This window comes from Pseudocalidococcus azoricus BACA0444 (assembly GCF_031729055.1).
In the GTDB taxonomy this organism is placed as follows: domain Bacteria; phylum Cyanobacteriota; class Cyanobacteriia; order Thermosynechococcales; family Thermosynechococcaceae; genus Pseudocalidococcus; species Pseudocalidococcus azoricus.
This window is the reverse complement of record NZ_JAVMIP010000009.1, coordinates 1-23,933: the sequence shown is the minus strand read 5'-3', so window position 1 is coordinate 23,933 and position 23,933 is coordinate 1. Positions and strand designations below refer to the sequence as shown.

Below are 23,933 nucleotides of genomic sequence, written 5' to 3'. Positions count from 1 at the left end.
ATTATGGCAGCCCTAACTCAGACCTTGATTTTGCCCGGAACCATTGTGAAAGTGATTAATCCTGGGGATACCTACTATGGCTTTCAAGGCCTGGTGCAGCGGATCACAGATGGGAAAGCAGCGGTTTTATTTGAAGGCGGGAATTGGGACAAACTGGTGACGTTTCGGCTGGCTGAGTTAACTCCCCAAGAACCACCTAAGGGCAAGAAAAAGTAATTCTCCTAAGCTAATTTCGACTCAAAACTACGCTGGGACTAATTGGGAAGATTTTGCTACAAATCCGGCCTGGTTCAAGGCTGTCACGGTTCTTGCATCGGACTCGACCCGGAACTGGGCCCCCAACCGGACATACTGGGCCTGGTGTTGATCCGTGATTTTGGCAATGATGGGGATTTTAGGTGCTTCGCCGGCCTGGGCTTTGAGAATTTCGGAAAGACGATGCTGGGCCTGGAGATCACTGGCCTGGGCTGGGGGGAGTTCAACCATAATCATCCGTACTTCTTCGATGGGTTCGGCATCCTCGATCAGAAATTGCCGCCGATCATCCCGTTGATCCACCTTGCCCCAAACCATCAGCCGTCGATCTGCTGCTAGTAAATGCCCAATCCGCTCAAATGTTCGGGGAAAAACCACTGCTTCGGCTTTACCCGTGAGATCTTCCATTTGGATGACCGCCATCCGATCTCCTTTTTTGGTGACAATCGGTTTTAGCTCTGTAATTAAGACAATGGCACTGAGACTTTGATCTCCTTGCTGATCTAGGTCGCCAAGGTTAATGGGGGCTAACATCCGGGCTGCAGTTTGGACTCCTTTTAAGGGATGATCTGAAACATAAAAACCGAGCAGTTCTTTTTCCATTCGTAACTTATCCCCATCGGGTAAATCTGCCACCGGGGGAGCTTTGGGAGCCGCTTCATAACTGCTAGTGGGGGTTTCCGCGGCCATGCCACCGAACATATCAAACAAATTGCCTTGCCCCACCGCCCGATCTTTAGCCCGCCCCTGGGCCCACTCCAGCACCAGTTCCAGATCATGGAGGAGTTGGTTGCGGTTAGGTTCAATTTTGTCAAAGCCCCCAGATGAAATTAAGGCTTCCACCGCCCGTTTATTGGCCACCCGTGGATCAACCCGATCACAAAAATCGGCTAGGGATTGAAATTCTCCCCCGTCTTGACGGGCTGCCAAAATCGCTTCAATCGCCGCCAGGCCAACGTTACGCACCGCCGACAAGCCAAACAAAATACTTTGCCCAATCGGTGTAAAGTCCACCCCAGAGCGATTAATATCCGGTGGTTGAATCTCAATCCCCATCGTCATGCAGGTGGCCAGATAGCGTTGAACCTTATCTTGATCACCACTGTTGGCCGTAAGGAGGGCCGCCATGTACTCCACCGGGTAATGGGCCTTCAAGTAGGCTGTTTGGAAGGTGACGTACCCGTAGGCGGTGGAGTGGGACTTATTAAAGCAGTTGCTGGCCACCAGGCCCCCCCGAATCACAAAATTATGATCCTCTGCCACACCAATGTCATAGACCGGTTGAATACCTAAACTGCGGCGACTAATAATTTTGACCATGATTCCTGTCCTCCGGTTAATATCCTTGATCGCCAAGGGGAAACATCCCAGTCCTCACTTACCTCAAAAGCCTGATTGCTTGGGGGGTTGGAGAACTGCGAAATACCAAAGTACCAGGACTGAGAAGGCCCCAAGATTCCGCAGCCAAAAGTTACCCCAGGCATAGATTGAGACTAGGGCCAGGACTACCGCCACAGATGTAATCACAGGTCGCATGGCTTAACTACCAGAGAGACTCTGCCCTATTTTAGCTTGGTTAATCTGCCGGGGGAAATTAGGGTTGCTGACCTGATTATTTTCTCCAATTGCGGCCCAGGCCCCAATTGCTAATTCTGCCCCAACCCCAGGAAACAAGAGACTCACGGTAAAATGAAGCCACAGCCTTTATATCCTACAAACAACCGGAATGAATCGTCCCACCGACTACACTGATTTGGCTTTGGGTTTAGTATCGGCCCAAAGTTTTCCGGCCATTGTCGGGATTGCCGATCATATGCTCAAGTCCTCTGATGTCCATCTGATTGGCTATGAAAAAATTGGTAGTGGCCACTGTACAGCAATTGTGCGGGGCAATATTTCCGATGTGCGTTTGGCCGTTGCGGAAGGGGCTGAACGGGCCAGCCAATTTGGACAAGAATTATCCACCTTGGTTTTAGCCCGCCCTGACCCGAACCTGGATCAGATTCTGCCCATTGGTAGTCGTTTAGCGGAATTGACCGGGAAACATTCAGGACATCGGCTCAGTAGTCATGCGGTGGGTTTACTGGAAACAAGGGGCTTTCCGGCCATGGTCGGGGCGGCTGATGCCATGCTCAAAGCAGCTGAGGTAGTGCTGACGGCCTATGAAGTGATTGGGGCGGGCCTCTGTACGGTGATTGTTCGGGGAACGGCCTCCAATGCAGCAATGGCTCTTGAGGCGGGGATGGCCGCAGCAGACCGGATTGGTGAACTCCATGCAGTCATGCTTGTACCACGGCCTTTGGATGAATTGGATCAAACCCTACCCTTGGCCAGTTGTTTATTGGAGCAGTTGCAACCGATTCGGATTCCCCTGAGCCTTAAACAAAAAGAAACCGCCCCCGTTTTGATCCAACCTGCCTCGGCAAGTCAACCCCTAGCCCTAGAACAACCCATTGCTGAAGCCGTGCCTGCCGTTGTTGAACCTACCCCAGTTCCAAAACCAAGGGCCAGCCGTACCAGGAAAAACCCACCGTCCGCCTAATGCGGGTCAGCCATCAATGAGTGGGGGATAGCTATTTTCACTTTTCAAAGTTATAGATATCCTTAAATTCTCTGTAGCTCTACTCATATAGATTAAGACATAGAGGCTCTAAATAAGGGTCTAATCCGTAATGCCCAGTGGCTTTTATCTATTCAAAATACGTTGTGTTGTTCTCTTCTCTCTCAGCTTAACTAAGACTTTTTTTAGGGTATGGTGCAGTTGGATGTTTTGAATAGTTTAAAAATGCTCAAGGTTTTGTCGCGCCAAGTTTTTAAGTTAACCACTGTTGGAGTAGGTGCATCCCTGATTCTGGCCTGGGGGGCAATGATGGTCATGGCTGGGGCTGGATCAGATCGGCTCAACCCAGGAGAAGTTCTACGTCCAGGCGAATATTTAGCTTCGACTAATGGTGTTTATTTTTTGCGGTTGCAGAGTGATGGCAACTTAGTTGTTTATGAACGTCGGGGTGGTCAGGAATTTCCTCTATGGTCATCCAAAACAAATAATCGGGCTGTTGAACGACTGGTGATGCAAAATGATGGCAATTTAGTGCTGTACAGTCCAGGCCAGTCACCCTTATGGTCTTCAGGAACCGTGGGGCGGCGAGAATCCTTTGTGGTCATGCAAAATGATGGCAACTTGGTGATTTACTTGCCAGGGGATCCAATTTGGTCATCACGCACCCGTCGCTAGGCAGACGTTATCTCCACCCAGGCTATTTCACTCGCAGCTTTCCTAAATCTCCTAAAACCTCAGGGGCTGATTGATAGCGCTCTGTAAAATTAAAGCGGATCATGCGGTTAAGGATCGTGGCCAGGCCCAGGTCAACACTGATATGCTTTTGCCAGTCCAGTTCTCCCGTTTCCTGATTCCGTTCAATGTCCCGTGGTTTTACCCCTGTCAAGGCCTGGATCGCAATCATCCCAGCTGCATAAAGATCACTATTTAATCCCGGTTGGCCCGCCAGTTGTTCCGGTGGCGCATAACCCATCGTGCCAATAATCACCGTACTGTCTTGGGCCGAACTGGCCTGGTCTTTTTGGGGGGGCTGCATCTGCTTAACAGCGCCAAAATCAATCAGAACAATTTTATGGTCACTGGTTCGGCGAATGAGATTATCCGGCTTAATATCCCGGTGGATAACGTGATAGCTATGGACAAAACTTAAGGTTGTTAACAAATCCTGGAGAAACGTTATAGCCCAGGCCACGGGTAATGGCTTGGTTAGCTCTCGGCTTAGGGATGTGCCGTCAATAAATTCTTGAACTAAGTAAAACTCCTGATTTTCTTCAACATAGGCCAGCAATAGGGGGATTTGATCATAGCGTCCGAGAGCTTCAAGAATTTCCGCTTCAGTTGCAAATAAACGCCGGGCCACCTGCATAAACCGTTCGTCCTTACGCCCCGGACGGAGATGCTTAACCACACAAATCGGTTGTCCAGGCCGTTGCGTATCTGCCGCTAAATAGGTTCGGCCAAAGCCACCCGATCCCAACACTTTTTTAATTTGATAGCGACCGCTAAGGAGGGAACTGGGCTTATTTTTAATCTCTGTAATGGGTGTTGCGGCTTGAACATTGGCGGCGGTATTTTCTGCCAGTAGCGACCTTAACACGGCTAGGGCATCTTCCTGTTCCTTGACCCGTTGTAAAAACCGTTTTTGCTCCTGTTGCCCCTGATAGTTGACATAGGAAATCGTTACCCCTGCCCCCAAAACCAGGCCCCAGAAGGGTGGGACTAGAGGAATCCAGCCAGAGGCCAACATCGCCCCAAGGGCCACTCCGCCTAAAACCACCAAAGACGCGAGTAATGCCCCACCGAGCCAGAGGGGTTGGCGAAGTCGCCAGGCCAGGCCCACACCCACACCTGCCCACACCCAGACCCAAATTACCTCAACCCAAGCTGGCCAAGACCAAATCAGGGGGCGACCATCCAAGACTGTACTCAGAAACTGACTCACCATTTGGGCATGAACCGTGACCCCAGGCATCAGTTGGGAGTTATTGGCCGAGTCACTATAGGGCGTTAAAAAGGAATCCTTCAAACTAGCGGCAGCAACTCCCACCAAGATGACTCGATCCTGAATTTGACTGGCTGGCACTTTTCCCTTGAGAAGTTCCGTAAGAGTGACTGTCTCAGAAACCGCCTGGCCAGAGCGATAATTCAGCATGATCTGGGCCCCGCGAGCATCCAAATTGTGATAACCGCCGGAATTGCTGCTTAAGGTGGGAAATTCAGCCTGACCCAGTTGCAACAGACCAGCGGTCGTGAGTTTGGGGACGATATTTTCCTTGGCCAGGTAGTGCAATGTGAGTTGTAAGGCAAGGGAATAGGGAGTCTGACAGAGGCCAGGGCTGGGACTAACCAAAAACAAGTTACGGCGGGCCACTCCATCAATATCGACGGGAATGTTGACCAGGCCCACCTGAGCTTCCACTTGCGTTTGGGGAATCATTGGCGGCGGCCCCACTTCTTGACTATCGGTAGAGGCAGCTTTACAAATCGGGATGAGGCGGTTGTCGGTGGCAAATAGCTGGGACAGTTCGGCGTGGCCAGGCTCAACGGGTAAATCTCGGAAAATGTCTAAGCCAACGGCGCGTGGATTGGCGGCTAAGAGGGTGCGGAAGGCCTGGGCAATGGTGGCATCCTTGAGGGGCCAAGTCTTTTGAGCTTGAATATCATCTTCGGTAATCAAAACCGTCAGCAGGCGGGGGTCAGGGCCTGGATCAGGACGGGCCTGGAGGAGTAGATCATAAGTCCTTAACTCTACCCGTTGGAGGCCACCCGCTTGGCGAAGTCCTACCACCAAACCCGTGATCACCAAGGTAATGATCAAAAAGGGAGCAGAGCCTTGCCACAGTTTGGGAGTCATATTGCGTTATCCATATGAAGGCTAGGGTAGGACAAGTAAGAAAGATCTATGACTGGCCAGATGCCTGAGATCTTCATCGGTGGAGACAGCCTCAATCCCGCAATAGTGGCGGATTCTTGTGGTTGAAATTAGCCTACTCCATTATTTACTCCATCTAGGTTTTTCGATACCTTAAATGACTAAAGCAATCTTGCCCAGGCCCTGTCCTGATTCCAAAAACTGATGGGCATCGGCAACAGCCCCCAAGGGAAATGTTTTTGCAACCTCAATGTGTAGATAGTCGGAAAAGACCCAACCGATGGCCTGTTGGAGAAGTTGGGCTTGATGGACTTGCGCCGACTTAAGGTTATCCAGTTCTGGAGTGAGCATCAGGGTAAAACTAATCTGCAAATTCTTGCGGCGGGCCAGCTTCCAATTGGTTTCGGGGCCTGGCTCTAAGAGGGTGACAACTTGACCATAGGGCTTGACTAAGGCAACGGTCTCCGAAAAAGTTGCGCCACCGACTGTATCAAACCCCACATCTACTCCCTCTCCCCCTGTCCAGGCCAGTAATTCCCCTTGCCAGCCTGTTTCTCGGTAATTCAGGACAAGATCGGCCCCGAGGGTTTTAACAAATTCAGCCTTAGCTGTAGAACTCACGGTGGTGGCAACTTCGGCCCTAGATAATTTAGCTAACTGAATGGCAATATGACCCACTCCCCCGGCTCCAGCATGAATTAAAACCCGTTGGCCGGGTTGCAGTTGGGCCCGATCATAAAGAGCTTCCCAGGCCGTGATGGTGACGAGGGGTAAGGCAGCAGCTTGGGTAAAGGAAAGAGGTTGGGGCTTACGGGCCAGGCAATGACTAAAGACAACCGCATATTCAGCATAGGTTCCAGACCGCTTACCTAATCCCCCTTGACAAAATAACACTTCATCACCCACACACCATTGGGTCACTTCAGATCCGACTTCCGTAATCACCCCCGCCCCATCACAACCTAAAATTGCAGGCATTAACTCCGGGTAAAACGTTCCCCGTTGACGTAGTTTGGTATCAATCGGGTTGACTCCGGCGGCTTTGAGTTTAACTAAAACTTCATCGGGGTTTTCAAGTTGGGGTCTGGGAATTTCACTGAGTTCTAAGACAGAGGCCGGGCCGGGTTGGCGGAACAAAATTGCTTTCATAACCAATCCTGGAAATTGCAAAACCTACATTACTGCAAATCTTCTTCTTGTAGCCCCGCATACCGCATTAGGCTTTTGAGAGTGCCAATGGGTAGGTCTCGATTACCATGCGCAGGCATGACAAGGCGAACCGTAGAATCTTTTTGAGAATAGATATGATGGCTGCCCATAAGCCGCCGTAAAACCCAACCATAACGTTCAACAATCCGGCAAAAGGTCTTTCCTGAAACCGACTTCATAACGATAGTTCAACAAGTTGCTTTTCAGAATTAACCTCCATATTGCTATCTTCACTGGCAACCTCCAACCAACCAATAATAGCTTCCTTGAGCATTTCTAAGAGGTCTTCATAGCTTTCAACCCAGGTGTGACTACCGGGTAAAGCTGGCACGGAACCACACCAAACCCCATCCTCTTGCCAAATAACGACTTTAATTTTCATGGAATTAACTTACAACATCCATACTGCTAGGATTTTTTCATGTCTCTTGATCCTACCTTGCACAAAAAAGGAGAGATGTAAAAATCATCTCCCCCGTTAAATCATTCAGTTTCAGAGCTTAATCGTGGCTTGGAGCCGGATAGATGCATTACTCGGCGGTGGCCAATTCGGTGCTGCCTTGCATTTTCCGGCGAGTTAGGGAATTAAACAACAACTGCCCAATAGCTTTGATTAAGTTGCCTTCCAGTTCTTGGAACAAGCGCATATTCATCCCAAAGGCATCGTTCGCTTCTTCCACAATCCGGGCAATGGTTTCATCATCCAGACCCAGATCATCCAAATTTTGCCGATAGTTCGCTTTGAAGGCTTTTTCATCGGTGATGGTTTCAAAGGTATAGAAAGCAGTGCCGCCATCAGTCAGGTTCATGGCCCGTTCCGCAATCCCCTTGAGAATTTGTCCCCCAGAGAGATCTCCCATATAGCGGGTGTAGGAATGGGCAATCAAGAGTTCAGGGGCTGACTCAGCAATTTCATGGATGCGGGCAACATAGGTCTGGGTGGCGGGAGAAGGGCTGATTTGGTCGCGCCAATTGGGGCCAAAGTAAAAGGCTAAGTCCCGCTCGAGGCTATTTTTCCGGTTGAGTTCGGGAAAATAAATTTTGCTGATGATCGGATCAGTTTGCAACCGCTGCATTTCCGCTTCAATGGCGCTGTAAACAAAATACAAGGAGGCAACCAGCTTGCGGTAGGAGGTTTTTTCTACCGTCCCTTTAAGGAAGCAACGGACAAAGCCCACGTTTTCCGCCATGGTGTGAGCCTTTTTGGTGCCTTCCCGAAGTTGCATTGCTAAATTGCTGCTCATTGTTAACCGTTCCATTGATGCGTTAAGGTTTGCAAAAAATGTTTATATGGCTCTCAGCTTCGTAGCCCTAATGTCTAGCCTAAACCGAGATGCCAGTGCCTTTTGTTAAAAATTTTTAAGTTTCGCTGCTTCTCCTTACCGTTCATCACGAGGTGATTATCTCCTTTATGGCCTTGCCAGATCTGGCTCTATCCCTTACTCCCATCCCCTTGACCCAAGCGGAACTCCAGGCCCTCGCCCAATCTTGGGGAGAGAATCTACCCGCGGGCACAACGATTTTACTGAATGGGGATTTAGGCAGCGGCAAAACCACCTTTGTCCAAGGTCTGGGCCTGGGTCTAGGAATTAGCGACCCGATTGTCAGTCCCACCTTCACCCTAATCCAGGAATATTTTGAGGGACGTTTACCCCTTTATCACTTTGATCTCTATCGCCTGTCGGAACCGGAAATCCTTGCTCTTCATCCTGAGGTGTACTGGCAGGGGGCGGACGTTCCCTTGGGATTGGTGGCGATTGAGTGGCCGAAAACCTTAAGGCAGCTTTTCCCCATCCCTGGGCCAGTGATTGAGCTTCAGTTAACTACGCTGGATGAAGGGCAGCGCGCATTGGCCTGGCAAGTCATCACCGCTTGAAATGGCGATAAATCTGCTGGCCTGGAATGTTATGTAACGGTTTATCACTGAACCCCTCGCCTGGAGAAAGGACAGTAATACCCTAGAGAGGTTTCAACCCATGCAAGATGGCAAAGTTCGGTAATGTTGGCGCGTCACCGCTGGAAATGGATCGGGGCCTTTGGGCTGGGATTGCTTTTGTCCGTGGTGGGCTGGGGCAGTTGGGCCACTGTGCCTACTCTCTTCGGTCAAGGAGAACTACTGAGCCAGGCCTGGGTGGAGTTGGGGCCAGAGGCTATTCCCCTTGCCAGAGTGATCACAACTGCTAAAACTTGCCCAGATATTCGCATTGATCAGCAACTCCAGGCCATGACCGTTCATGGGGCAGCTAATGTAGCGTTTCCCGTGATGGTCTGTGAAGCCACAATTCCCCCCGGTACAACCCAGGCCAGGATTGGGACATCTCCTTTAGCATTGCCCAAAGCCAAGATCGAAAAAATTCTCGTCGTTGGGGATACGGGCTGCCGACTCAAGGGAAAACAGTTTCAAGCCTGTAATGACCCCCAGGCCTGGCCTTGGGCCACGATTGCTCATGAAGCCGCGGCCTGGCAGCCTGACCTGATTATCCATGTGGGAGATTACTATTACCGAGAAGCTCCTTGTCCAGCTGGTCATGCCGGTTGTGTAGGTAGTCCCTGGGGCGATAACTGGCCGGCCTGGAATGCCGACTTTTTCACACCAGCCCAACCCCTTTTGTCTGCGGCCCCTTGGGTGTTTCTGCGGGGAAATCATGAACTGTGTAGCCGTGGGGGACAAGGTTGGTTTCACTTTCTCGATCCTCGGCCCCAACCCACTCCCTGCTCAGACTACACCCCGGCCTACCAGATTCCCCTATCACCCCTGAATCTCATCGTGTTGGATTCTGCCGCTGCTGAAGACCTGATTGCACAACCGACCTCTGCGGCAACCTATCGGGAGCAACTTTCCCCCTTTCTCAAAATCAACTCCAGCCCAACCTGGCTCCTCACCCATCGGCCGGTGTGGGGAATTGGGGAAGCGGCTCAGGGGACGTTATATCGAATCAATGCCACACTCCAGCAAGCCGTTTCTTCTCTGAATCTGACTGCCCTTAATACTATTTTCTCTGGACATATTCATCTCTATCAGTCTCTTAACTTTGGCGCAGATCCCAGGCAAATTATTGTGGGGAATAGTGGGACAGAGTTAAATGAGCCGATCATAACGCCCCTGGTTGGGAAAACTATTGCTGGGAAGACGATTCAAAGCAGCCAGGCCAGTGCAAATTTCGGTTATATGACTCTCACAGCTAATAATGAGGGTTGGCAAGCCCAGGCCTGGGAACTAAATCAACAACCCCTGGGCGAATCCTTTAACATCAGGACGAAAGGTTAACTCTCAGCGGGGCAAGGTTTATGCTGGCAAACTGGTTTCGGCAGTGGCGCCTGGGCTTATACGGTGGGCTATTTGTGGTTACATTGGGCCTGATCCTCGGCCTGGGTCTATGGCCAGCCATCTCCACCCCCCCAATAGGGACAGCATCATCCCCAGCATCCCAGGATTATCGGCGCGGACTCAGCGCTGTTGATTTTGTTGCCTTAAAGGAAAATGGTTGGCGGGAGGAATATGCCAGCTACTTCCAACGGAATATCCAAGGCAAAACCTACACTCCTCAGTACATTCAACGCACCCTGGCCCGGATTCAACGCCAAAATGGGAGTCGTGCGGCTGTCTTGCACCTCTTTACCCATGAAAATGAATTTGCCTTGCTAGTCAGCACTTGGGCCTCGCCGCCGATCCTGATCACCCAACCCGCTGTTACCCAGGCCGAAATGAATCGGGTTATGAACACTTTTCGCCGGAATGTTTCTGACCCGCGGACTCAATTCACCAAGGCCTATCTCAGCAGTGGACAAACGCTCTATGACTGGTGGATTAAGCCCCTCGAGGCACAACTGGCCAAGGATCAAGTGGATACCCTGTTGTTCTGTGTCGGGCCGGGTTTACGCTCCTTACCTTGGGCAGCTTTATTTGATGGCAAAAAGTTTCTGATTGAGCGATTTAACATGAGTCTGATTCCTGGCTTTGACCTGACAGATGTGCGTTACAAGTCCTTAAAAAATAGCCAAGTTTTGGCGATGGGAGCTTCTGAGTTTCTCAATTTCTCACCTCTGCCCAATGTCCCAGCCGAACTCAAAACCATTCAAGACCTCTGGGGTGGCCCCGCCCTAATCAATCAAGACTTTACGGTTCAAAATCTCCGTCAAGAACGACAGAGGCGCGGCTATCCGATTGTGCATCTTGCAACCCATGCCATGTTTCAACCCGGAAAAGTCAATAATTCCTTTATTCAACTCTGGCAAGAGAATTCTGTCCGCCTCAACCAACTCCCCAGCTTAAATCTTGGCCGTCCGCCCGCCGAACTATTGGTCTTGAGTGCCTGTCAAACCGCCTTAGGCGATGAACAAGCCGAACTCGGATTTGCGGGGCTTGCACTACAGGCCGGGGTAAAATCAGCCCTAGGGAGCTTATGGCAAGTCAGTGACCAGGCCACCTTTGAACTGATGAAAGCATTTTATGCCGATTTGAAAAATGCCCCCTACAAAGCCTTAGCTCTGCGTCATGCCCAACAAAAACTCCAGCAAAACCCGGAATTTCAAGCTCCATACTATTGGGCTGGCTTTACGATGATTGGTAGCCCTTGGTGATTTCTATGGATAACCTAAAAAACATAGAGATGATCCCCATAGCAGCCCATGCTAAAATCGCACATACAATTCCCTTGGAATAGATCATTAGCCCTATGCTCCTGAAGTCAACCACCCGCCATATCCATATCTATGCCGCAACCGTCAATGAGGGGGAGCTTACACCAGCTACGGATAGTCTCACCCTCAATATTGATCCTGACAATGAACTGACTTGGAACCCCCAGGCCATTGCCCAAGTTGAGCAAAAATTTAGTGAATTGGTTGCCAGCTACAAAGGGGAAGACTTAATTGAATACAACATCCGCCGGATTGGCTCTGATTTGGAGCACTTTATTCGCAACCTCTTACTCAAGGGCGAAATTAGCTACAACCTCAACTCTCGAGTCCAGAACTACAGCATGGGATTACCTCGCTTAGCCGAAAGCTAATTTCAGCCTTGATGTCAGGCTAGGCTTCTCCAGACTGCATCAAACCCCAACTGCCCTGGTATTATCTGTAGCAATGGTGTTAGTGACTTATCATTACCTCCGTTAGGTTCGTTGATACCTTAAACGTTTCAAGACTCTCAGGAAATTGCTTATGTTGCGCTTAGTGCTCATGACCAGTCCCACGCTGTTAGTGTCGGCTTTTAGTCTTGTGGCCTCTCTTAAACCCGCATTAGCACAAACTGCCATTACTATCCCTGTCCCGTCCCCTGAGAACCAGATTTGTATCCCTAGCCCCCACAGCAAGTTTCAGCTTGTTTGTACTCGCGCCAACCCGGCCCCCGTCCCTACAGTTGAGATGGCTAAAACTCGCACTACCGTGATTGACCCCAAGGCTATCTTGGAATTTACAGAAGAGGAAAGCAATACTGCGGTGCAGCTTTTTGGGTGTGATTGTCCCCTCTGTTTGAATGCCTTACGGGCCCTGCGCAATCAACCCCCTCTGGCTCGGGGATAGCCTTTATTTTTGTGGACAATAGAAATAATTGATATTTGGGGTTCTTCGGCCGAAACTGAGAGCCAATTACACGGCTGGCTCATGAAACAAATGATTACTGGGCTGGGTCGTTATCATAGTTTCACCCCCCAATTGTTGAACTCTCCATGTCCATTTCTCGGCTGATCCCCCGTGGGTTTTACCAGGCCTGTCTGGGAGTAACCCTGACTACGCTGACAATTTTGACTAGTGCTACGTCCGCCCAGTCCCAAACCCGCCGGATTCAGATTAGCGACGATACAGACATTCAGGCCCTATTTGATTTAGTCTATCGGCCGGGCCAAGATCCCCAACGCTTCCAACTCCAAGGCCCTGAAGAAAAAGAAGCCTATGCCCTGCTAACCACCATCCTCCAAACGGGTACCGAAGTTTATCTGCGCTCCAGTCAGGATGGGAATTATGGCTCTTACAACGTGACCCAGGATGTTTTGGTCTTGCGCCCCTCTGCGGTGGCCCATTGGGGTATCTTTTTGGAAACACTGCGTCATGAAGGGTGGCATATTGTCCAGGCCTGTTTTGCAGCGGGGCAAGGCGCAAATACCCTAATGCCAGTGGGGCTACAAGTCAGTCGGCGCACCATGCTGAATCTTCGCCAAAACCACAGTTATGCACCGGAAGAAATTCCCGTTGAAGCCGAAGCCTTTGAAGCGGAGAATTATTCTAATCTGACCCTTCAAGGGCTCCAAAAAGAATGTGCCCCTTGGTTAAAAGGTGAGGTAAAGTAAGCTGCATCGGTAATTGAGGGGATATCGTGTTACCGATTTCAGGTTAGACAGGCGCAAGTTAAAAAACAGTTGTTGGCATAGCCTTCCCCAGAAAGATAGGTAAACCTTCAAGATTCTCCCGTCTCTAGGGCAGTCTGTGTAACGCTATAGTTTTGGATAGTCACAATTTTTAGATGCTCTTCAGCATTTAAGGCCTGAGAGACTTGTGGAGCTATTAAGAAAGCTCTCCAAGTCCTAGGTATAGCGTTATGCAGACTGTTCTGAGAGAGTAGAAATGCCAAAAAGACTGCTGAAAAGCATTTTCTGACTTGTCCCCATCTCACCCTAAATGAGTAAAGCCATACCATAAAGTAACTGCACCAGAAGTCGATAGACTCCGGACAATTGACGGATTAGGGCTTTAACTTCTTCCGCGGAAACTTTATCCTCAACCGCTAAGTGGCTCAAAAAAGCAGTAATCTCCTCGGCCCCCATATCCTGAGGATGCTGCTTGTTGTAGAAAATGATGTACCGATGGATCTAGTGAATATAGTAAACAGTAATGATTCGTGAGAATAGCCCAGAATTATCTATCCCTGCAAAGTTTTGGTTTCATCCTAGGCTCAACGAGGGGGGATTCTTTACCAAGGCTTCTGATGATCAGTCATTCTCACAAATAAAGACGGACTGCTATATAGGACTTTTCAGTTTGGTAGGAGTAATGCTTAATCCGCAGAGCATCGCTACCCCGCACTAAAAGTTTCTTAGGTTTTGGTGGTGGGATGTTATCGCTCATAAAACTTGATAAAAAGCTGATATGGGTGATTATCCAGCAAAATATTAAATAATTAATTAGCAAATTTGGGTTACTTTCAAGCAAAGTGCCTGATAAATAAATCATGCAGATGGTTATCTAGCATTTCGCTGTATATCCACTAGTTAGACCCCGCCAGCGATTCCAGTCTTTGTAAATATCAATTATTCGTGGTTTTTGGTTAGAAATGCTATCGGGCAAGCATTGCGAGTCATAACGAAAAGTGCAGTTTTGGAGTCTTTGGTTGTTAAATGCGATGCTCAAAGATTAGTTTGGGGCGATTGCGGTTTACTTTAAGTGTGCGATAAAGTTAGTGCATGAAGATCTAAGCGCTGGCGATTGGTAGGGTGTTTAAGTTTGGCTGCCTCGGTTATATTAGGTCTAACATGCGCTATAGTGGATGCTTCAGGATTCGGCTGACGCGATCGTTAATTTTATTGAGCACCACTGAGCTTCACCGTTAGCAATCCACCGCTCTTCGCACTTTCAAAGCGAGAGAAACCGAGTTGACTCAGTAAGCATATATACTTGGCAAAAATCTTGTTTTTTGAAGCTAGCTGCATGAATTAACAATGGCTATTGATTATTTTGTTAAGTATTTTAATGAGGAAGTCTTCGATTTACCTAGGCTCCTAAACGATGATTTTTTTCAACTTGTTAAAATACTTTTTAATGCCAAGCATTATGTTTCTGCATCTAAATTATTGGTCGTAGCTATAGATTCTATTGGTTTTATCGAATATGGCGACATAAGTGAAAATACTTTTATAAAGTGGCTTAAGACTTACTCAGAAATAAGTAGTCTGGGAATTACTGCTGAAGAGCTATGGGAGCATAGAAATTCATTACTCCATATGAGCAACTTGCAGTCTAGAAAAGTAGCAACTGGGAGAGTTAGAGCATTGATACCCTATATCGGCAAACTACATCCTAATGTTGAGCTAGATGAAAAAGACACAGGTTGCTATAATTTGTTTTCTTTGATTAAAATTATTGCTCAAGCATGTAGTAACTGGTGTCTTACATATGATAAAGATAGAAATAAGATTCAATCATTTGTAGAACGCTATGATTTAATAGTTTCTGATGCAAGAATGTTACATATTGAATATCATGAGCCTCAAAACTACTAACTACTCACTGCACACGGACACACAGCGATCACTCTTGATTTTGCCTCAAAGTTGGTCTTGCGCCGGTGAGTTCGATAACTTGAAAATTAATGGTCAGTTTCTTATCCTCAGCATCATTTGGTTAGTTTTTTATTAGCAAGCTCTTAAAAAGATCGTTGGCGATCGCTGTACCTAGCAGAATCAAGCTACAGCCAAATATCATTGATGAGGTGACTGGCTCCTTTATAATGACCGCACCCCAAACCATCGCAAATGCTGGAATGAGATAGGTAACAGTCAATGCTTTGGTTGAACCGACATTTTGAATAAGCCGAAAGTAGAGAATATAGGCTGCTGCTGTCGAAAATATGGCAAGGGCAACAACCGAAAGCATAATGATAGCTGTGGGAGCTATCTTTGGCACTGTGAACGGTAAAGCAGGCAATAGAAATAGGGCTGCACTAAGCTGGCTCATGGTTGCAATCACCAGAGGCGGAACACCGGATAATTGCCGTTTAGCGTAGGGAGCCGCGATCGCATACATCAGGGCTGCCATCAAACCAGCGCCGACCGCAGCGAAAAATGTGGGTGTTGCCGTAAATGTTTTCCATCCAACTAGAATAGTCACTCCAACAAATCCTAAAATAAAACCAATCGTCCGGCTAATGGCTAAGTTTTCCTTCAACCAGATAGCAGCCACCACCGTACCAAATAAAGGGGAAGCTGCATTCAAAATGGAAGTAAATCCGGCAGGCAAAAAGACAGAAGCAAAAGCAAGGAATAAAAATGGTAATGCTGAATTGATGCAACCCACAACAAATAATGGAACTGCTCTCCGACGAACTTCACTCCAGAGTTTAAGGCGAAGGAGAATCGGGAGTAAAGCAAGACCCGCTACCCGCTAACAAGATTCGCATCTCAATCAACCAAATTGGACCTAATACGGGTGCAGCCATGCGCATAAATAGGAAAGAACCACCCCACAATGCAGCTAAAAGAAGGAGTTCGATGACATCTGAAAATCTCATACAATAATCTCACGGTTCACAACTTGCATGGCTGGCTTCCCAACCCAGAATGGCGGTCTTTCGCTCTAATCCCCAGCGATAGCCACTGAGTTCCCCAGATGCTCGAATCACCCGATGGCAAGGAATTAGATAGCCGATGGGATTATTCCCGACAGCAGTTCCTACGGCTCTTGTTGCAGTTGGGCGACCAATCATTTCAGCGACGCTTTGGTAGGTTGTCATCCCCCCAAATGGCACTTTCAAGAGAGCGCGCCAAACTTGAATCTGAAAGTTTGTTCCCTTTACTAAGAGCGTTAGCGTTTTTTTGTCTTTGGAGATTGATGCATCAAAAATTACGTCATGTAAGGGCTGAGTGGCTTTTACGTCGTGGATAATTTCAGCGTTTGACCATAACTGTCTCAGGGTTTCCTCGGCGGTTAGCTGATCAGCCGCATCTAAAAAATGAAGGTTACAAATACCACGGGTAGTTGTGGCAATAAGAGCTTTACCAAAGGGAGTGTCATGGATGCCATAGTGAATTTGCAAACCTGCTCCACCTCCTTTGAACTCACCAGGGGACATGGCTTCTAAGTTTATAAACAGGTCGTGTAATCGTCCTGGGCTAGATAGCCCCACATCTAAGGTTAGATCGAGTAGGCTTTGGGTTTGGTTGATTTTCGATTTGGCATATTCAATCGTCAGATACTGCAAAAACCTTTTTGGGCTGATGCCTGCCCACCGAGTAAATAGTCTTTGAAAATGGTATTCACTGAGTCCGATGTGTTGTGCCACCGTTGCCAGATCGGGCTGGCTCAAATAATGTTGACGCATGAACGCGATCGCTTGAGCAATCCGGTCATAGTCTTCACTGTTGTAGACACTTTCACTCTTCATCAAAATCATGTAGACTAGGTCAAGGAAATTTTTGTATTCCCTTACTTTAGCGATGGCGTAGACTTAAAGCCACCCGTTTCTTGCGGTGTAGAGCAGTGAGTTTTCTAGCTTATCTCTGGGTCTGACGGCAACCTAACTATCGCAATGCAGCGGACGGTAGGAGATACTGGTGAAGCAGCAAGATCTACTAGCCGCCCCTGATTGCAATCGTTGTGCTGCTTAGTTTGTCGTTGGGGACAGTAGCTTCAAGCCTATTGGTTGGTGCTCGGTATCAGGCTAGATCAGCTTGTTTCTGAAACGATTACACTCATCCAGGAGGGTATTGAGTTCCGCAGCAACTTTCCAAGGATTTCGACCTTTGAATGGGGCTGCGATTACAGCTTCGTAAGGATTTCTCCCAGTTTGCTTGACGGCAGAGATCGCCGATTTTTTGGAGAATTCGCGTCCAGCTACAAGCCATGCTGCTAAAATATGTCCTGTGCGCCCAATTCCACCGGAGCAATGAACAACCACCTTCTCATTCTGTTGATTGGCAATGGCTAAAAAAGGCAAAATCTGGTGAACAAGAATTTCGGGCATCGCAAAGTGAAAATCCTCGATTGGTGACCAACAGACTTGATCGAGTCCAAAGACTTTTCGATAATCGCTAAGCAAATTTGAATAGCGATTTAGCTGGGTTTCGGGCAATAAACAGCAGACGCGCTGAATGCCTTGATTTTGCATGAACTCGATCCACCTATTGACTTGTTTGTTGGTGTATCCGGGTCGAGCAGAGCCAAATACAATGAGTTCATTCTCTGAAGCCGCAGCAAATTTGTACATGCTGTATTGCCGAGATGGTTAATAACCAATCTTAACTCTTAAGTTTTTATATCAATGCAGTGTGTCAAATCGAGGGTCGGGTGTCCTGTAGCAACGTTGTGCTGCAAAAATATCGGTTGAGGCAGTGATTTGGGGTTTGTCTATTTTTGTGCAGGATTATTGATGATTAATGCATCTCCAGTTCCGAAATTTGATAGCCTCTTAATGTAGTTCAAGGCTGCTCATACTCTCGCTTACTGGTGGAAGTCGATGAATCGAATCGTTCGCTATGCCATGATAGTTTTCGTTACGTTAGGTTGCATTGCCACTATCCTGTTTCAGACCGTGCAACCAGCAACCACAACACCAAAGTCACCGATTGAGTCTCTAACTCGCGTAGAGATTGCCCAGAACATTGATTTTGCGCCGCACTTTCGAGAGCTAGGGATTGAAGGTTCAATTCTGATTTACGACTCAAACCGAGATCGTATTTTTCAACATGATCCGTCTCGAAACACAACTGCTTTTTTACCTGCTTCGACCTTCAAAATTCTGAATTCCTTGATTGCCTTAGAAACGGGAGTCATTTCAGATGAAATTGCGGTTCTAACATGGGACGGCATTCAAAGAAAGCTGCCTGCATGGAATCGGGATCTGAATATGAGAGAAGCGATCAAGCTCTCTGCCTATTGGTTTTATCAGGTTTTAGCCCGTCGAGTAGGGCACGATCGGATGCAAAAATGGGTGACGCAAGTTGGATATGGCAACCAAAAGATTGGGAGTCAAGCAGATATTGACAAATTCTGGTTACGAGGAGAGTTGCGAATCACGCCGGAACAGCAAATTCAGTTTCTTCACCGTTTTTACAAGAATGATTTACCCTTCTCTGAGCGATCACTCTCAATTGTCAAAGACATCATGGTTTTGGAGAAAACTCCAGACTATACAATCCGAGGGAAAACAGGTTGGGTCGGATTTGACGATGGCGTAAAACCCCAAATCGGTTGGTTAGTTGGGTACTTAGAGAAAGGAAAGGATGTTTACTTCTTTGCCACTAATATCGACATTCGTAACGAGAAAGATCCCGCTGCTCGAATGGAAGTCACACGCCGTTGTTTGAAGGATCTGAGATTGTTGTAAGTTTATACTCCACAATGCAGCACAACAACCCCAATGCACTGGAATGAGGCTCATTTCTCGTTGGGATGCAAAGCTTATTTGCGTCCAGTGATTGGGAACGTTATCCCAAGAGAATTATTCAGGGCAAGATAATTATTTCTAGTTCTCTATTGAGGAAATGTTGACTCTTCGCGAGTTTATTAACTTGAGTTCAGGATATAATATGGAACATCTAAAAATTTACTCCTGTCCTGATTTTTCCAACTCTGTGTTCCGTCAAAGTTCCTAGAATTTTCTACCTTTCTTAGCATCATCCTGATTCTGATTACATTCGTATGACATTCGCTTTAGATTTATAGCGTTACGCAGACTGTTCTGAGAGAGTAGAAATGTTAAAAAGACTGCCCATAAAGCATTTTCTGACTTGTCTCCGTCTCACCCGAAATGAGTAACGCTATATCTTGATAGCATAATGGTAAATCTATCCCCGTTTTGGCTTGGTGTAGAGGGGGTATTCCTTCCCCAGGCCTGTGATGATCAATCATTCTGCTAATCAAGACGGACTGCTATATATCCCTGTTTGCACATATAGGACTTCGGTGCTGTGAGGTTCAGCCTTAAGCCCAAATCCAGCCCAGGCCCAGCAACAGGCCACTCCAAAAATGGAGACTCACAGCAATAAATTTAGAGGATTGAATCATGCTGGGAATGTCATAGTATTGCTGCACATACTGCCCCAGGTAGATTCCCCAGGGTAAACTTGCCAAAACTAACAACACAGTTACAGGAAACTGTCCCAGGCCCCACCCTAACACCGTTAAGCCAAACACCAAGCCAATCATAATTTGGGTAACGATAGCCCCAGTTTTTGTCCCGATCCGGACAATGGGTGAATATTTCCCCGCAGCTAAGTCATCCTTCACTTGATGAAAATGGGAACAGAACAAAATTAAGGTTGTGGTTAGACCAATGATTATCCCCACCGGCCAAATGAGAGGAGTCCAACTCTGGGCCTGGCTATAGTAGGCAGCCGCAACCGCAAGGGGGCCAAAGGTGACAAAACAGATCGGCTCTCCCAGGCCCAGATACCCCAATCGAAAGGGTGGCCCCTGATAGGTATATCCCAACCCGCAACAGAGGAGAACCAACCCCAACACCACAAAATTGCCTTGAAGTACCGATAAAATTGCTAAAGAAACCAGTCCCAACCCCAAACAAAGATTGGCAATCCCAAAAATTAGGGTTTTGCGGCCCGTTAGGTTGACAATCGAATGATGTTTATTTTGATCAATCCCCGTCTCAGAATCAAAGACATCATTGGTTAAATTCAACCAAGCCAGAATCAGCACTGCCGCCCCTAAAAATGTCGCAAAAACAGGCGCGTTCAGGGTTCCCTCTAAGTGCCAGGCCAGGGCCGTCCCCCCCCAAATCGGCATCACAGCCACACTATACATCGGCGGTTTGAGGGCGGCCCACCAAAGGTTGCCAGCGGTACTTGGGGCTGGGGCTGGGGCCAAGGCAGGGGAGGTTGCGGCGGGGTCTGATTCCGGCGACCAAGGCTGATTTGTGGAAGCCATCTGATAATCCCTTACCGTAGAAAGCCCTACAATTTTACGATGGAGAGGTGAACCCTTGACTATCTGATGACGGCAGCCTGATTTCCTATTCTCAATCGCTAACGATAGCGTGACGCTTCCAAACACCTAGAGATGTTAAAGATAATGCCTACCAAGTTTCCTCGGACTTGCCCCCATTCCCGCCTACGCCCAACCCTTGACATCTCCATATGGGTGACATGATATGCCCGTCTCACCCCTTCCCCATACAACCATTTCCCCAGGCCTAGACAATCCGGCTGTGGCAGAGTGGTTAGCGGCAATTCCTGAGCGCAGCCAGATGGAAACAACCTGGGTGAGTTTGACCTTGCCCTTACCAGAACTAGACACCTTAGCCGCGCTATCAGCATTACTATCTCATTGCCATAGTTCCCAGCCTTGGCATTTTTATTTGGAGCATCCTCATACTCATCAGGTCATCCTTGGTGTTGAGGTTCTTCATGATTTCCAGGCCCAGGCACCTGACCGCTTTGAGCAAATCCGTCTCTTTAGTCAACAAACTCTCGCAGAACTGACCCAGATAACTCCCGCTTGGCCCCTCAGTGAAGAACTTGCGCCGCGGCTGCCTGACCCCACGGGAACACGAATATTCTGTACGTTTAGTTTTTTTGATCAGGCCAATGATTCAGGCTTAGAGCCGCCAACCACAACGCCTGGGTTTCCCATCGCCTGGGCTGTTCTTCCTCGCTGGCAACTGGCCCAAACTGACCAAGGAACAGCCTTAACCTTAACTAGTAAACGCCCTCGTCATGATCAGGCCTGGCAGGGATTGATTAAAGAACTATGGATGGTCTGGCAAACGCTCCAAACCCCCTTGTCCCTTCCCTTACCTCCGAAACTGAGTCTCACCTTACCCAACCTTGATGCCCAGGCCCAGGCTTTTCAAACCCAAGTCCAACAGGCCCTCCAGGAAATAGCGACTGGAACCTTAGAGAAATTAGTTTTGGCCTGTGCCATAGATATTCGTGCCAATCAAGACCTCCAAGGCTTGCCTACTGTCCACCATCTCCGCCAAACCTATCCCAGTTGTTACAGCTTTAGTATTAGCAATGGCCAGGGACAAACATTTATTGGGGCCAGTCCAGAGCGTTTAGTGAGTTTAGCCGCAGGACATATTCGGGTGGATGCCTTAGCGGGTTCTGCCCCCCGTGATCAACAGGCGGATGTGGATCAACGCCTTGGCCTGGAACTACAGCAAAGTCAAAAAGACCTCCGTGAGCATCAGGTTATTGTTGATTTTCTGCGTCAGGCCTTGGGGGAGTTTACGAGTCAAATTATGATTCCTACTCAACCCACTCTTCTCCAGTTGGCAAACATTCAACACTTACAAACCCTGATCCAGGCCTGGGTAGGCACCGAAGTTCACATTTTGGATATTGTTGCGCGCTTACATCCGACACCTGCGGTTGCAGGGCATCCTCAACGTCAAGCCTGTCAACACCTAGTCAACCAAGAAGATTGGGAACGGGGTCTTTATGCGGCTCCCCTGGGTTGGATCAATGCCACTGGAGAAGGAGAATTTATTGTTGGAATTCGTTCTGCATTGCTATCTGGGAAAGAAGCCAGGGTCTATGGAGGCGCAGGTATCGTAGCAGGGTCAGAGCCAGAACGGGAATGGGAAGAAATTCTACTGAAATTGAAAACTTTGCTAACCGCATTAGCTGGCTCGAATTAATCCGCAAATTTTGCTGCTGGTGCATAAGATTAATCGGGATGTCCAGTCCCACTAAATTGGCTGTAATCTCTACGAATGATCACTCGTGAAGCCACTCATAATGACTCATTTACTTCTTATTTGTAATGTCTACAATACACAAGCTAATTGCCTTGAGTCTTTGTGTATCTCAACAAACGGATTGCTATATCTTGAATATCTTCTAATATCTGAGAGACCATAGTTTTGAGTTGTGGGACATCTTCGATAACAGCTTGCTAAAGTATCTCTACATCAGTATTGAAATAATTATGAATTAGTTTATCCCGCATACCAGCAATGTCTCTCCATAGAATATCAGGATATTGGTCTCTAATTGAATGTGGAATTTGCTTGACAGCTTCGCCAATAATTTCAATTGCTCTGGAAACTGCAAACGTCTTTTCTAAGTTCTGGGAAAAATCTTCAAATCTAACGCCATCTGTAAATTGCTCAATCGCACTGACAGCATCTAAAATATCCTGCAAATAATCCTGGATCTGTCGCTGAGTCATAGGTAAATTACTTCTTTCAAAATGCGCTCTCCAATGCTAGGTTTTAAGCCAGACTTATGGACTAAATCTACTTTGACCCCTAGATGATCACTGAGATAATTTTCTAAGTTAATAAATTTTAACAAGCTAGGTGTTTGGGAAAATTCTACAAGGATATCTACATCACTGGCATCTGTTTGCTCCTGCCTGACATAAGATCCAAAAATCCCAAGCTCTTTAATGAAATACCGTTCTTGCAATAGAGGTTTATTTGCTTCTAGCCAGGCCATGATTTCTACCAATGTTTTCATATTAGTTAAGGATGAGAAAATTCATACTTTGGGTGTATTTTATCTTGGCTGACCGTAGTTTTTCCCAGGCCAATTCTGTTCCAGGCCGGGGTGGTTGTGATGCGATACGAGAGACTATTTCAGAGTTTTTCTGGTTGTAATAGTGCCGGAGTTCTTCTGCTTCTTGGGGGACTTGCCGATATTCTGCTTCGACTTCAGAACGGTTTGCCTCGATATAAGAGAGTGCCGCGTTAAGTTGAGCCTCGGTTAGATCAAATAAGGATTGGATAAATTTTGGAGGATACTGAGCTATGACATAATCCATCACATCGTAAAGGGTAATCCGAGTGCCTGAGATCGTTAGCCCTCGCTCTGTCCGAATAATTAATGAATCTTGATTTTCACCGAGAGTAATGTCCATCTTTTTTAGAATTAATTTATGTAGTTGATTAACCAAACCTCAATATTTCTCGATTTCCATGTTTTAAGATTATTGCTCCCGAGGATAAATCAGGAAAGTAAAACCTTCCCTTCATATTTACTTGTTCGTTATTGTAGGACTTGAACAGCATTTTTGAACTGTTGCGATTTAGTTTTAAATTAATATCTTTAGTTTTAAGATCACCACATATCTCAATAACCGGAACTAAACCTTCAGAGTCAACTGAACTAAGCTGAATTTTATGGGCAATAGTTTCAAGAGTGTCATATTCATTAAAGGTATCGGAAGGAACTTGTTCAATAAATTCTTCAAGCGACACTCTTTTATGTTGCAACTTTAAATGTTCTCTGCTATTGCTCTTTACTTCAAGACTTCTAGCTTGAGGCGGACATTTAACTTCTGATAGATGAGAAGCATGGAAAGAGAGAAAGTTACAGCATTTTTCATGACTAGTTGGCACAGTAGCAACAGTGGGTAAAATAATTT

At 47.4% G+C, this 23,933-nt stretch carries 28 protein-coding genes; 12 read left to right on the top strand and 16 right to left on the bottom strand.

Annotated features, from left to right (window positions below):
- Positions 1-3: 3 nt before the first annotated feature.
- A complete protein-coding gene (locus tag RIF25_RS09880) occupies positions 4-216 on the top strand; it encodes an NAD(P)H dehydrogenase subunit NdhS (protein WP_407682386.1) in 213 nt (70 codons plus the stop codon).
- A 27-nt stretch (positions 217-243) separates the two neighbouring features.
- Here the strand turns inward: RIF25_RS09880 and RIF25_RS09875 are convergent, their stop codons facing one another.
- Both RIF25_RS09875 and RIF25_RS09870 read right to left on the bottom strand, forming a co-directional pair.
- Entirely contained in the window at positions 244-1,575 is a 1,332-nt protein-coding gene (locus RIF25_RS09875) for a helix-hairpin-helix domain-containing protein (protein ID WP_322878374.1), read from the bottom strand.
- 63 nt (positions 1,576-1,638) lie between these two features.
- Positions 1,639-1,791 (bottom strand): hypothetical protein, encoded by a 153-nt coding sequence (locus RIF25_RS09870; protein WP_015124692.1) that lies wholly within the window; start codon positions 1,789-1,791, stop codon positions 1,639-1,641.
- 190 nt (positions 1,792-1,981) lie between these two features.
- Here RIF25_RS09870 and RIF25_RS09865 point away from each other — a divergent pair, with 190 nt between their 5' ends.
- Both RIF25_RS09865 and RIF25_RS09860 read left to right on the top strand, forming a co-directional pair.
- Positions 1,982-2,797, top strand: a complete 816-nt coding sequence (locus RIF25_RS09865; protein WP_322878373.1) for a carbon dioxide-concentrating mechanism protein — start codon at positions 1,982-1,984, stop codon at positions 2,795-2,797.
- A gap of 210 nt (positions 2,798-3,007) precedes the next feature.
- Positions 3,008-3,490, top strand: coding sequence for a hypothetical protein (locus tag RIF25_RS09860; RefSeq protein ID WP_322878372.1), 483 nt, complete (start codon positions 3,008-3,010; stop codon positions 3,488-3,490).
- Between the two features lie 22 nt (positions 3,491-3,512).
- On the opposite strand, the gene RIF25_RS09855 is transcribed toward RIF25_RS09860, so the two are convergent.
- From RIF25_RS09855 to RIF25_RS09835, 5 genes are all read right to left on the bottom strand, one after another.
- Positions 3,513-5,669, bottom strand: coding sequence for a CHASE2 domain-containing serine/threonine-protein kinase (locus RIF25_RS09855; RefSeq protein WP_322878371.1), 2,157 nt, complete (start codon positions 5,667-5,669; stop codon positions 3,513-3,515).
- A gap of 171 nt (positions 5,670-5,840) precedes the next feature.
- Entirely contained in the window at positions 5,841-6,836 is a 996-nt protein-coding gene (locus RIF25_RS09850; RefSeq protein ID WP_322878370.1) for a zinc-dependent alcohol dehydrogenase family protein, read from the bottom strand.
- Positions 6,837-6,865: 29 nt separating this feature from the next.
- A complete protein-coding gene (locus tag RIF25_RS09845; protein ID WP_322878369.1) occupies positions 6,866-7,075 on the bottom strand; it encodes a type II toxin-antitoxin system HicA family toxin in 210 nt (69 codons plus the stop codon).
- Positions 7,072-7,278 carry a type II toxin-antitoxin system HicB family antitoxin gene (locus RIF25_RS09840; RefSeq protein ID WP_322878368.1) on the bottom strand — a complete coding sequence of 69 codons (207 nt, stop codon included), beginning with the start codon at positions 7,276-7,278 and terminating at the stop codon, positions 7,072-7,074. Before RIF25_RS09840 ends, RIF25_RS09845 begins: the two co-directional genes overlap by 4 nt.
- Before the next feature lie 148 nt (positions 7,279-7,426).
- The gene (locus RIF25_RS09835; protein WP_322878367.1) at positions 7,427-8,140 is read right to left on the bottom strand and encodes a biliverdin-producing heme oxygenase; all 714 of its coding nucleotides are present in this window, start codon (positions 8,138-8,140) and stop codon (positions 7,427-7,429) included.
- A gap of 167 nt (positions 8,141-8,307) precedes the next feature.
- On the opposite strand from RIF25_RS09835, the gene tsaE reads away from it, so the two are divergent.
- The 6 genes from tsaE to RIF25_RS09805 all read left to right on the top strand — a co-directional run bounded on the left by tsaE (position 8,308) and on the right by RIF25_RS09805 (position 13,186).
- Complete coding sequence (tsaE, locus tag RIF25_RS09830; protein ID WP_322878366.1) at positions 8,308-8,772, top strand: tRNA (adenosine(37)-N6)-threonylcarbamoyltransferase complex ATPase subunit type 1 TsaE; 465 nt, start codon at positions 8,308-8,310, stop codon at positions 8,770-8,772.
- 123 nt (positions 8,773-8,895) lie between these two features.
- On the top strand, positions 8,896-10,164 hold the full coding sequence (locus RIF25_RS09825; protein WP_322878365.1) for a metallophosphoesterase family protein: 1,269 nt from the start codon (positions 8,896-8,898) through the stop codon (positions 10,162-10,164).
- A 20-nt stretch (positions 10,165-10,184) separates the two neighbouring features.
- Positions 10,185-11,477 carry a CHAT domain-containing protein gene (locus RIF25_RS09820; protein ID WP_322878364.1) on the top strand — a complete coding sequence of 431 codons (1,293 nt, stop codon included), beginning with the start codon at positions 10,185-10,187 and terminating at the stop codon, positions 11,475-11,477.
- Positions 11,478-11,572: 95 nt separating this feature from the next.
- Positions 11,573-11,908, top strand: a complete 336-nt coding sequence (locus RIF25_RS09815) for an NAD(P)H-quinone oxidoreductase subunit M (RefSeq protein ID WP_322878363.1) — start codon at positions 11,573-11,575, stop codon at positions 11,906-11,908.
- Between the two features lie 151 nt (positions 11,909-12,059).
- Positions 12,060-12,422, top strand: a complete 363-nt coding sequence (locus tag RIF25_RS09810; RefSeq protein ID WP_322878362.1) for a hypothetical protein — start codon at positions 12,060-12,062, stop codon at positions 12,420-12,422.
- A gap of 146 nt (positions 12,423-12,568) precedes the next feature.
- Positions 12,569-13,186, top strand: coding sequence for a hypothetical protein (locus RIF25_RS09805; RefSeq protein WP_322878361.1), 618 nt, complete (start codon positions 12,569-12,571; stop codon positions 13,184-13,186).
- 324 nt (positions 13,187-13,510) lie between these two features.
- Here the strand turns inward: RIF25_RS09805 and RIF25_RS09800 are convergent, their stop codons facing one another.
- Complete coding sequence (locus tag RIF25_RS09800) at positions 13,511-13,660, bottom strand: phage integrase N-terminal SAM-like domain-containing protein (protein ID WP_407682385.1); 150 nt, start codon at positions 13,658-13,660, stop codon at positions 13,511-13,513.
- A gap of 891 nt (positions 13,661-14,551) precedes the next feature.
- On the opposite strand from RIF25_RS09800, the gene RIF25_RS09795 reads away from it, so the two are divergent.
- Positions 14,552-15,112 (top strand): hypothetical protein, encoded by a 561-nt coding sequence (locus RIF25_RS09795; RefSeq protein ID WP_322878360.1) that lies wholly within the window; start codon positions 14,552-14,554, stop codon positions 15,110-15,112.
- A 121-nt stretch (positions 15,113-15,233) separates the two neighbouring features.
- On the opposite strand, the gene RIF25_RS09790 is transcribed toward RIF25_RS09795, so the two are convergent.
- The 3 genes from RIF25_RS09790 to RIF25_RS09780 all read right to left on the bottom strand — a co-directional run bounded on the left by RIF25_RS09790 (position 15,234) and on the right by RIF25_RS09780 (position 17,814).
- Positions 15,234-15,965, bottom strand: a complete 732-nt coding sequence (locus RIF25_RS09790) for a DMT family transporter (protein WP_322878455.1) — start codon at positions 15,963-15,965, stop codon at positions 15,234-15,236.
- 163 nt (positions 15,966-16,128) lie between these two features.
- Positions 16,129-17,001 (bottom strand): bifunctional transcriptional activator/DNA repair enzyme AdaA, encoded by an 873-nt coding sequence (locus tag RIF25_RS09785; protein ID WP_322878359.1) that lies wholly within the window; start codon positions 16,999-17,001, stop codon positions 16,129-16,131.
- Between the two features lie 267 nt (positions 17,002-17,268).
- On the bottom strand, positions 17,269-17,814 hold the full coding sequence (locus tag RIF25_RS09780; RefSeq protein ID WP_322878358.1) for a protein-tyrosine phosphatase family protein: 546 nt from the start codon (positions 17,812-17,814) through the stop codon (positions 17,269-17,271).
- Positions 17,815-18,063: 249 nt separating this feature from the next.
- On the opposite strand from RIF25_RS09780, the gene blaOXA reads away from it, so the two are divergent.
- Entirely contained in the window at positions 18,064-18,933 is an 870-nt protein-coding gene (blaOXA, locus tag RIF25_RS09775) for a class D beta-lactamase (RefSeq protein WP_322878357.1), read from the top strand.
- A 596-nt stretch (positions 18,934-19,529) separates the two neighbouring features.
- Here the strand turns inward: blaOXA and menA are convergent.
- Positions 19,530-20,489: a 2-carboxy-1,4-naphthoquinone phytyltransferase gene (menA, locus tag RIF25_RS09770; protein ID WP_322878356.1), complete on the bottom strand. Its 960-nt coding sequence runs from the start codon at positions 20,487-20,489 to the stop codon at positions 19,530-19,532.
- 223 nt (positions 20,490-20,712) lie between these two features.
- On the opposite strand from menA, the gene RIF25_RS09765 reads away from it, so the two are divergent.
- Complete coding sequence (locus RIF25_RS09765) at positions 20,713-22,203, top strand: isochorismate synthase (protein ID WP_322878355.1); 1,491 nt, start codon at positions 20,713-20,715, stop codon at positions 22,201-22,203.
- A gap of 257 nt (positions 22,204-22,460) precedes the next feature.
- Here the strand turns inward: RIF25_RS09765 and RIF25_RS09760 are convergent, their stop codons facing one another.
- The 4 genes from RIF25_RS09760 to RIF25_RS09745 form a co-directional block, all read right to left on the bottom strand.
- Positions 22,461-22,736 (bottom strand): HepT-like ribonuclease domain-containing protein, encoded by a 276-nt coding sequence (locus RIF25_RS09760; RefSeq protein WP_322878354.1) that lies wholly within the window; start codon positions 22,734-22,736, stop codon positions 22,461-22,463.
- Complete coding sequence (locus RIF25_RS09755; RefSeq protein ID WP_322878353.1) at positions 22,733-23,026, bottom strand: nucleotidyltransferase family protein; 294 nt, start codon at positions 23,024-23,026, stop codon at positions 22,733-22,735. The genes RIF25_RS09760 and RIF25_RS09755 overlap by 4 nt, the downstream gene beginning before the upstream one ends.
- A gap of 1 nt (position 23,027) precedes the next feature.
- Positions 23,028-23,420, bottom strand: a complete 393-nt coding sequence (locus RIF25_RS09750) for a DUF433 domain-containing protein (protein ID WP_407682388.1) — start codon at positions 23,418-23,420, stop codon at positions 23,028-23,030.
- 34 nt (positions 23,421-23,454) lie between these two features.
- Positions 23,455-23,933: hypothetical protein (locus RIF25_RS09745; RefSeq protein ID WP_322878351.1), on the bottom strand; the 479-nt coding region annotated here is incomplete at its 5' end.

Coding starts and splice junctions, on each gene's coding strand:
- RIF25_RS09880 (WP_407682386.1), top strand. CDS start 4: ATGGCAGCCCTAACTCAGACCTTGATTTTGCCCGGAACCATTGTGAAA.
- RIF25_RS09875 (WP_322878374.1), bottom strand. CDS start 1,575: ATGGTCAAAATTATTAGTCGCCGCAGTTTAGGTATTCAACCGGTCTAT.
- RIF25_RS09870 (WP_015124692.1), bottom strand. CDS start 1,791: ATGCGACCTGTGATTACATCTGTGGCGGTAGTCCTGGCCCTAGTCTCA.
- RIF25_RS09865 (WP_322878373.1), top strand. CDS start 1,982: ATGAATCGTCCCACCGACTACACTGATTTGGCTTTGGGTTTAGTATCG.
- RIF25_RS09860 (WP_322878372.1), top strand. CDS start 3,008: ATGGTGCAGTTGGATGTTTTGAATAGTTTAAAAATGCTCAAGGTTTTG.
- RIF25_RS09855 (WP_322878371.1), bottom strand. CDS start 5,669: ATGACTCCCAAACTGTGGCAAGGCTCTGCTCCCTTTTTGATCATTACC.
- RIF25_RS09850 (WP_322878370.1), bottom strand. CDS start 6,836: ATGAAAGCAATTTTGTTCCGCCAACCCGGCCCGGCCTCTGTCTTAGAA.
- RIF25_RS09845 (WP_322878369.1), bottom strand. CDS start 7,075: ATGAAGTCGGTTTCAGGAAAGACCTTTTGCCGGATTGTTGAACGTTAT.
- RIF25_RS09840 (WP_322878368.1), bottom strand. CDS start 7,278: ATGAAAATTAAAGTCGTTATTTGGCAAGAGGATGGGGTTTGGTGTGGT.
- RIF25_RS09835 (WP_322878367.1), bottom strand. CDS start 8,140: ATGAGCAGCAATTTAGCAATGCAACTTCGGGAAGGCACCAAAAAGGCT.
- tsaE (WP_322878366.1), top strand. CDS start 8,308: ATGGCCTTGCCAGATCTGGCTCTATCCCTTACTCCCATCCCCTTGACC.
- RIF25_RS09825 (WP_322878365.1), top strand. CDS start 8,896: ATGTTGGCGCGTCACCGCTGGAAATGGATCGGGGCCTTTGGGCTGGGA.
- RIF25_RS09820 (WP_322878364.1), top strand. CDS start 10,185: ATGCTGGCAAACTGGTTTCGGCAGTGGCGCCTGGGCTTATACGGTGGG.
- RIF25_RS09815 (WP_322878363.1), top strand. CDS start 11,573: ATGCTCCTGAAGTCAACCACCCGCCATATCCATATCTATGCCGCAACC.
- RIF25_RS09810 (WP_322878362.1), top strand. CDS start 12,060: ATGTTGCGCTTAGTGCTCATGACCAGTCCCACGCTGTTAGTGTCGGCT.
- RIF25_RS09805 (WP_322878361.1), top strand. CDS start 12,569: ATGTCCATTTCTCGGCTGATCCCCCGTGGGTTTTACCAGGCCTGTCTG.
- RIF25_RS09800 (WP_407682385.1), bottom strand. CDS start 13,660: ATGGGGGCCGAGGAGATTACTGCTTTTTTGAGCCACTTAGCGGTTGAG.
- RIF25_RS09795 (WP_322878360.1), top strand. CDS start 14,552: ATGGCTATTGATTATTTTGTTAAGTATTTTAATGAGGAAGTCTTCGAT.
- RIF25_RS09785 (WP_322878359.1), bottom strand. CDS start 17,001: ATGATTTTGATGAAGAGTGAAAGTGTCTACAACAGTGAAGACTATGAC.
- RIF25_RS09780 (WP_322878358.1), bottom strand. CDS start 17,814: ATGTACAAATTTGCTGCGGCTTCAGAGAATGAACTCATTGTATTTGGC.
- blaOXA (WP_322878357.1), top strand. CDS start 18,064: ATGAATCGAATCGTTCGCTATGCCATGATAGTTTTCGTTACGTTAGGT.
- menA (WP_322878356.1), bottom strand. CDS start 20,489: ATGGCTTCCACAAATCAGCCTTGGTCGCCGGAATCAGACCCCGCCGCA.
- RIF25_RS09765 (WP_322878355.1), top strand. CDS start 20,713: ATGCCCGTCTCACCCCTTCCCCATACAACCATTTCCCCAGGCCTAGAC.
- RIF25_RS09760 (WP_322878354.1), bottom strand. CDS start 22,736: ATGACTCAGCGACAGATCCAGGATTATTTGCAGGATATTTTAGATGCT.
- RIF25_RS09755 (WP_322878353.1), bottom strand. CDS start 23,026: ATGAAAACATTGGTAGAAATCATGGCCTGGCTAGAAGCAAATAAACCT.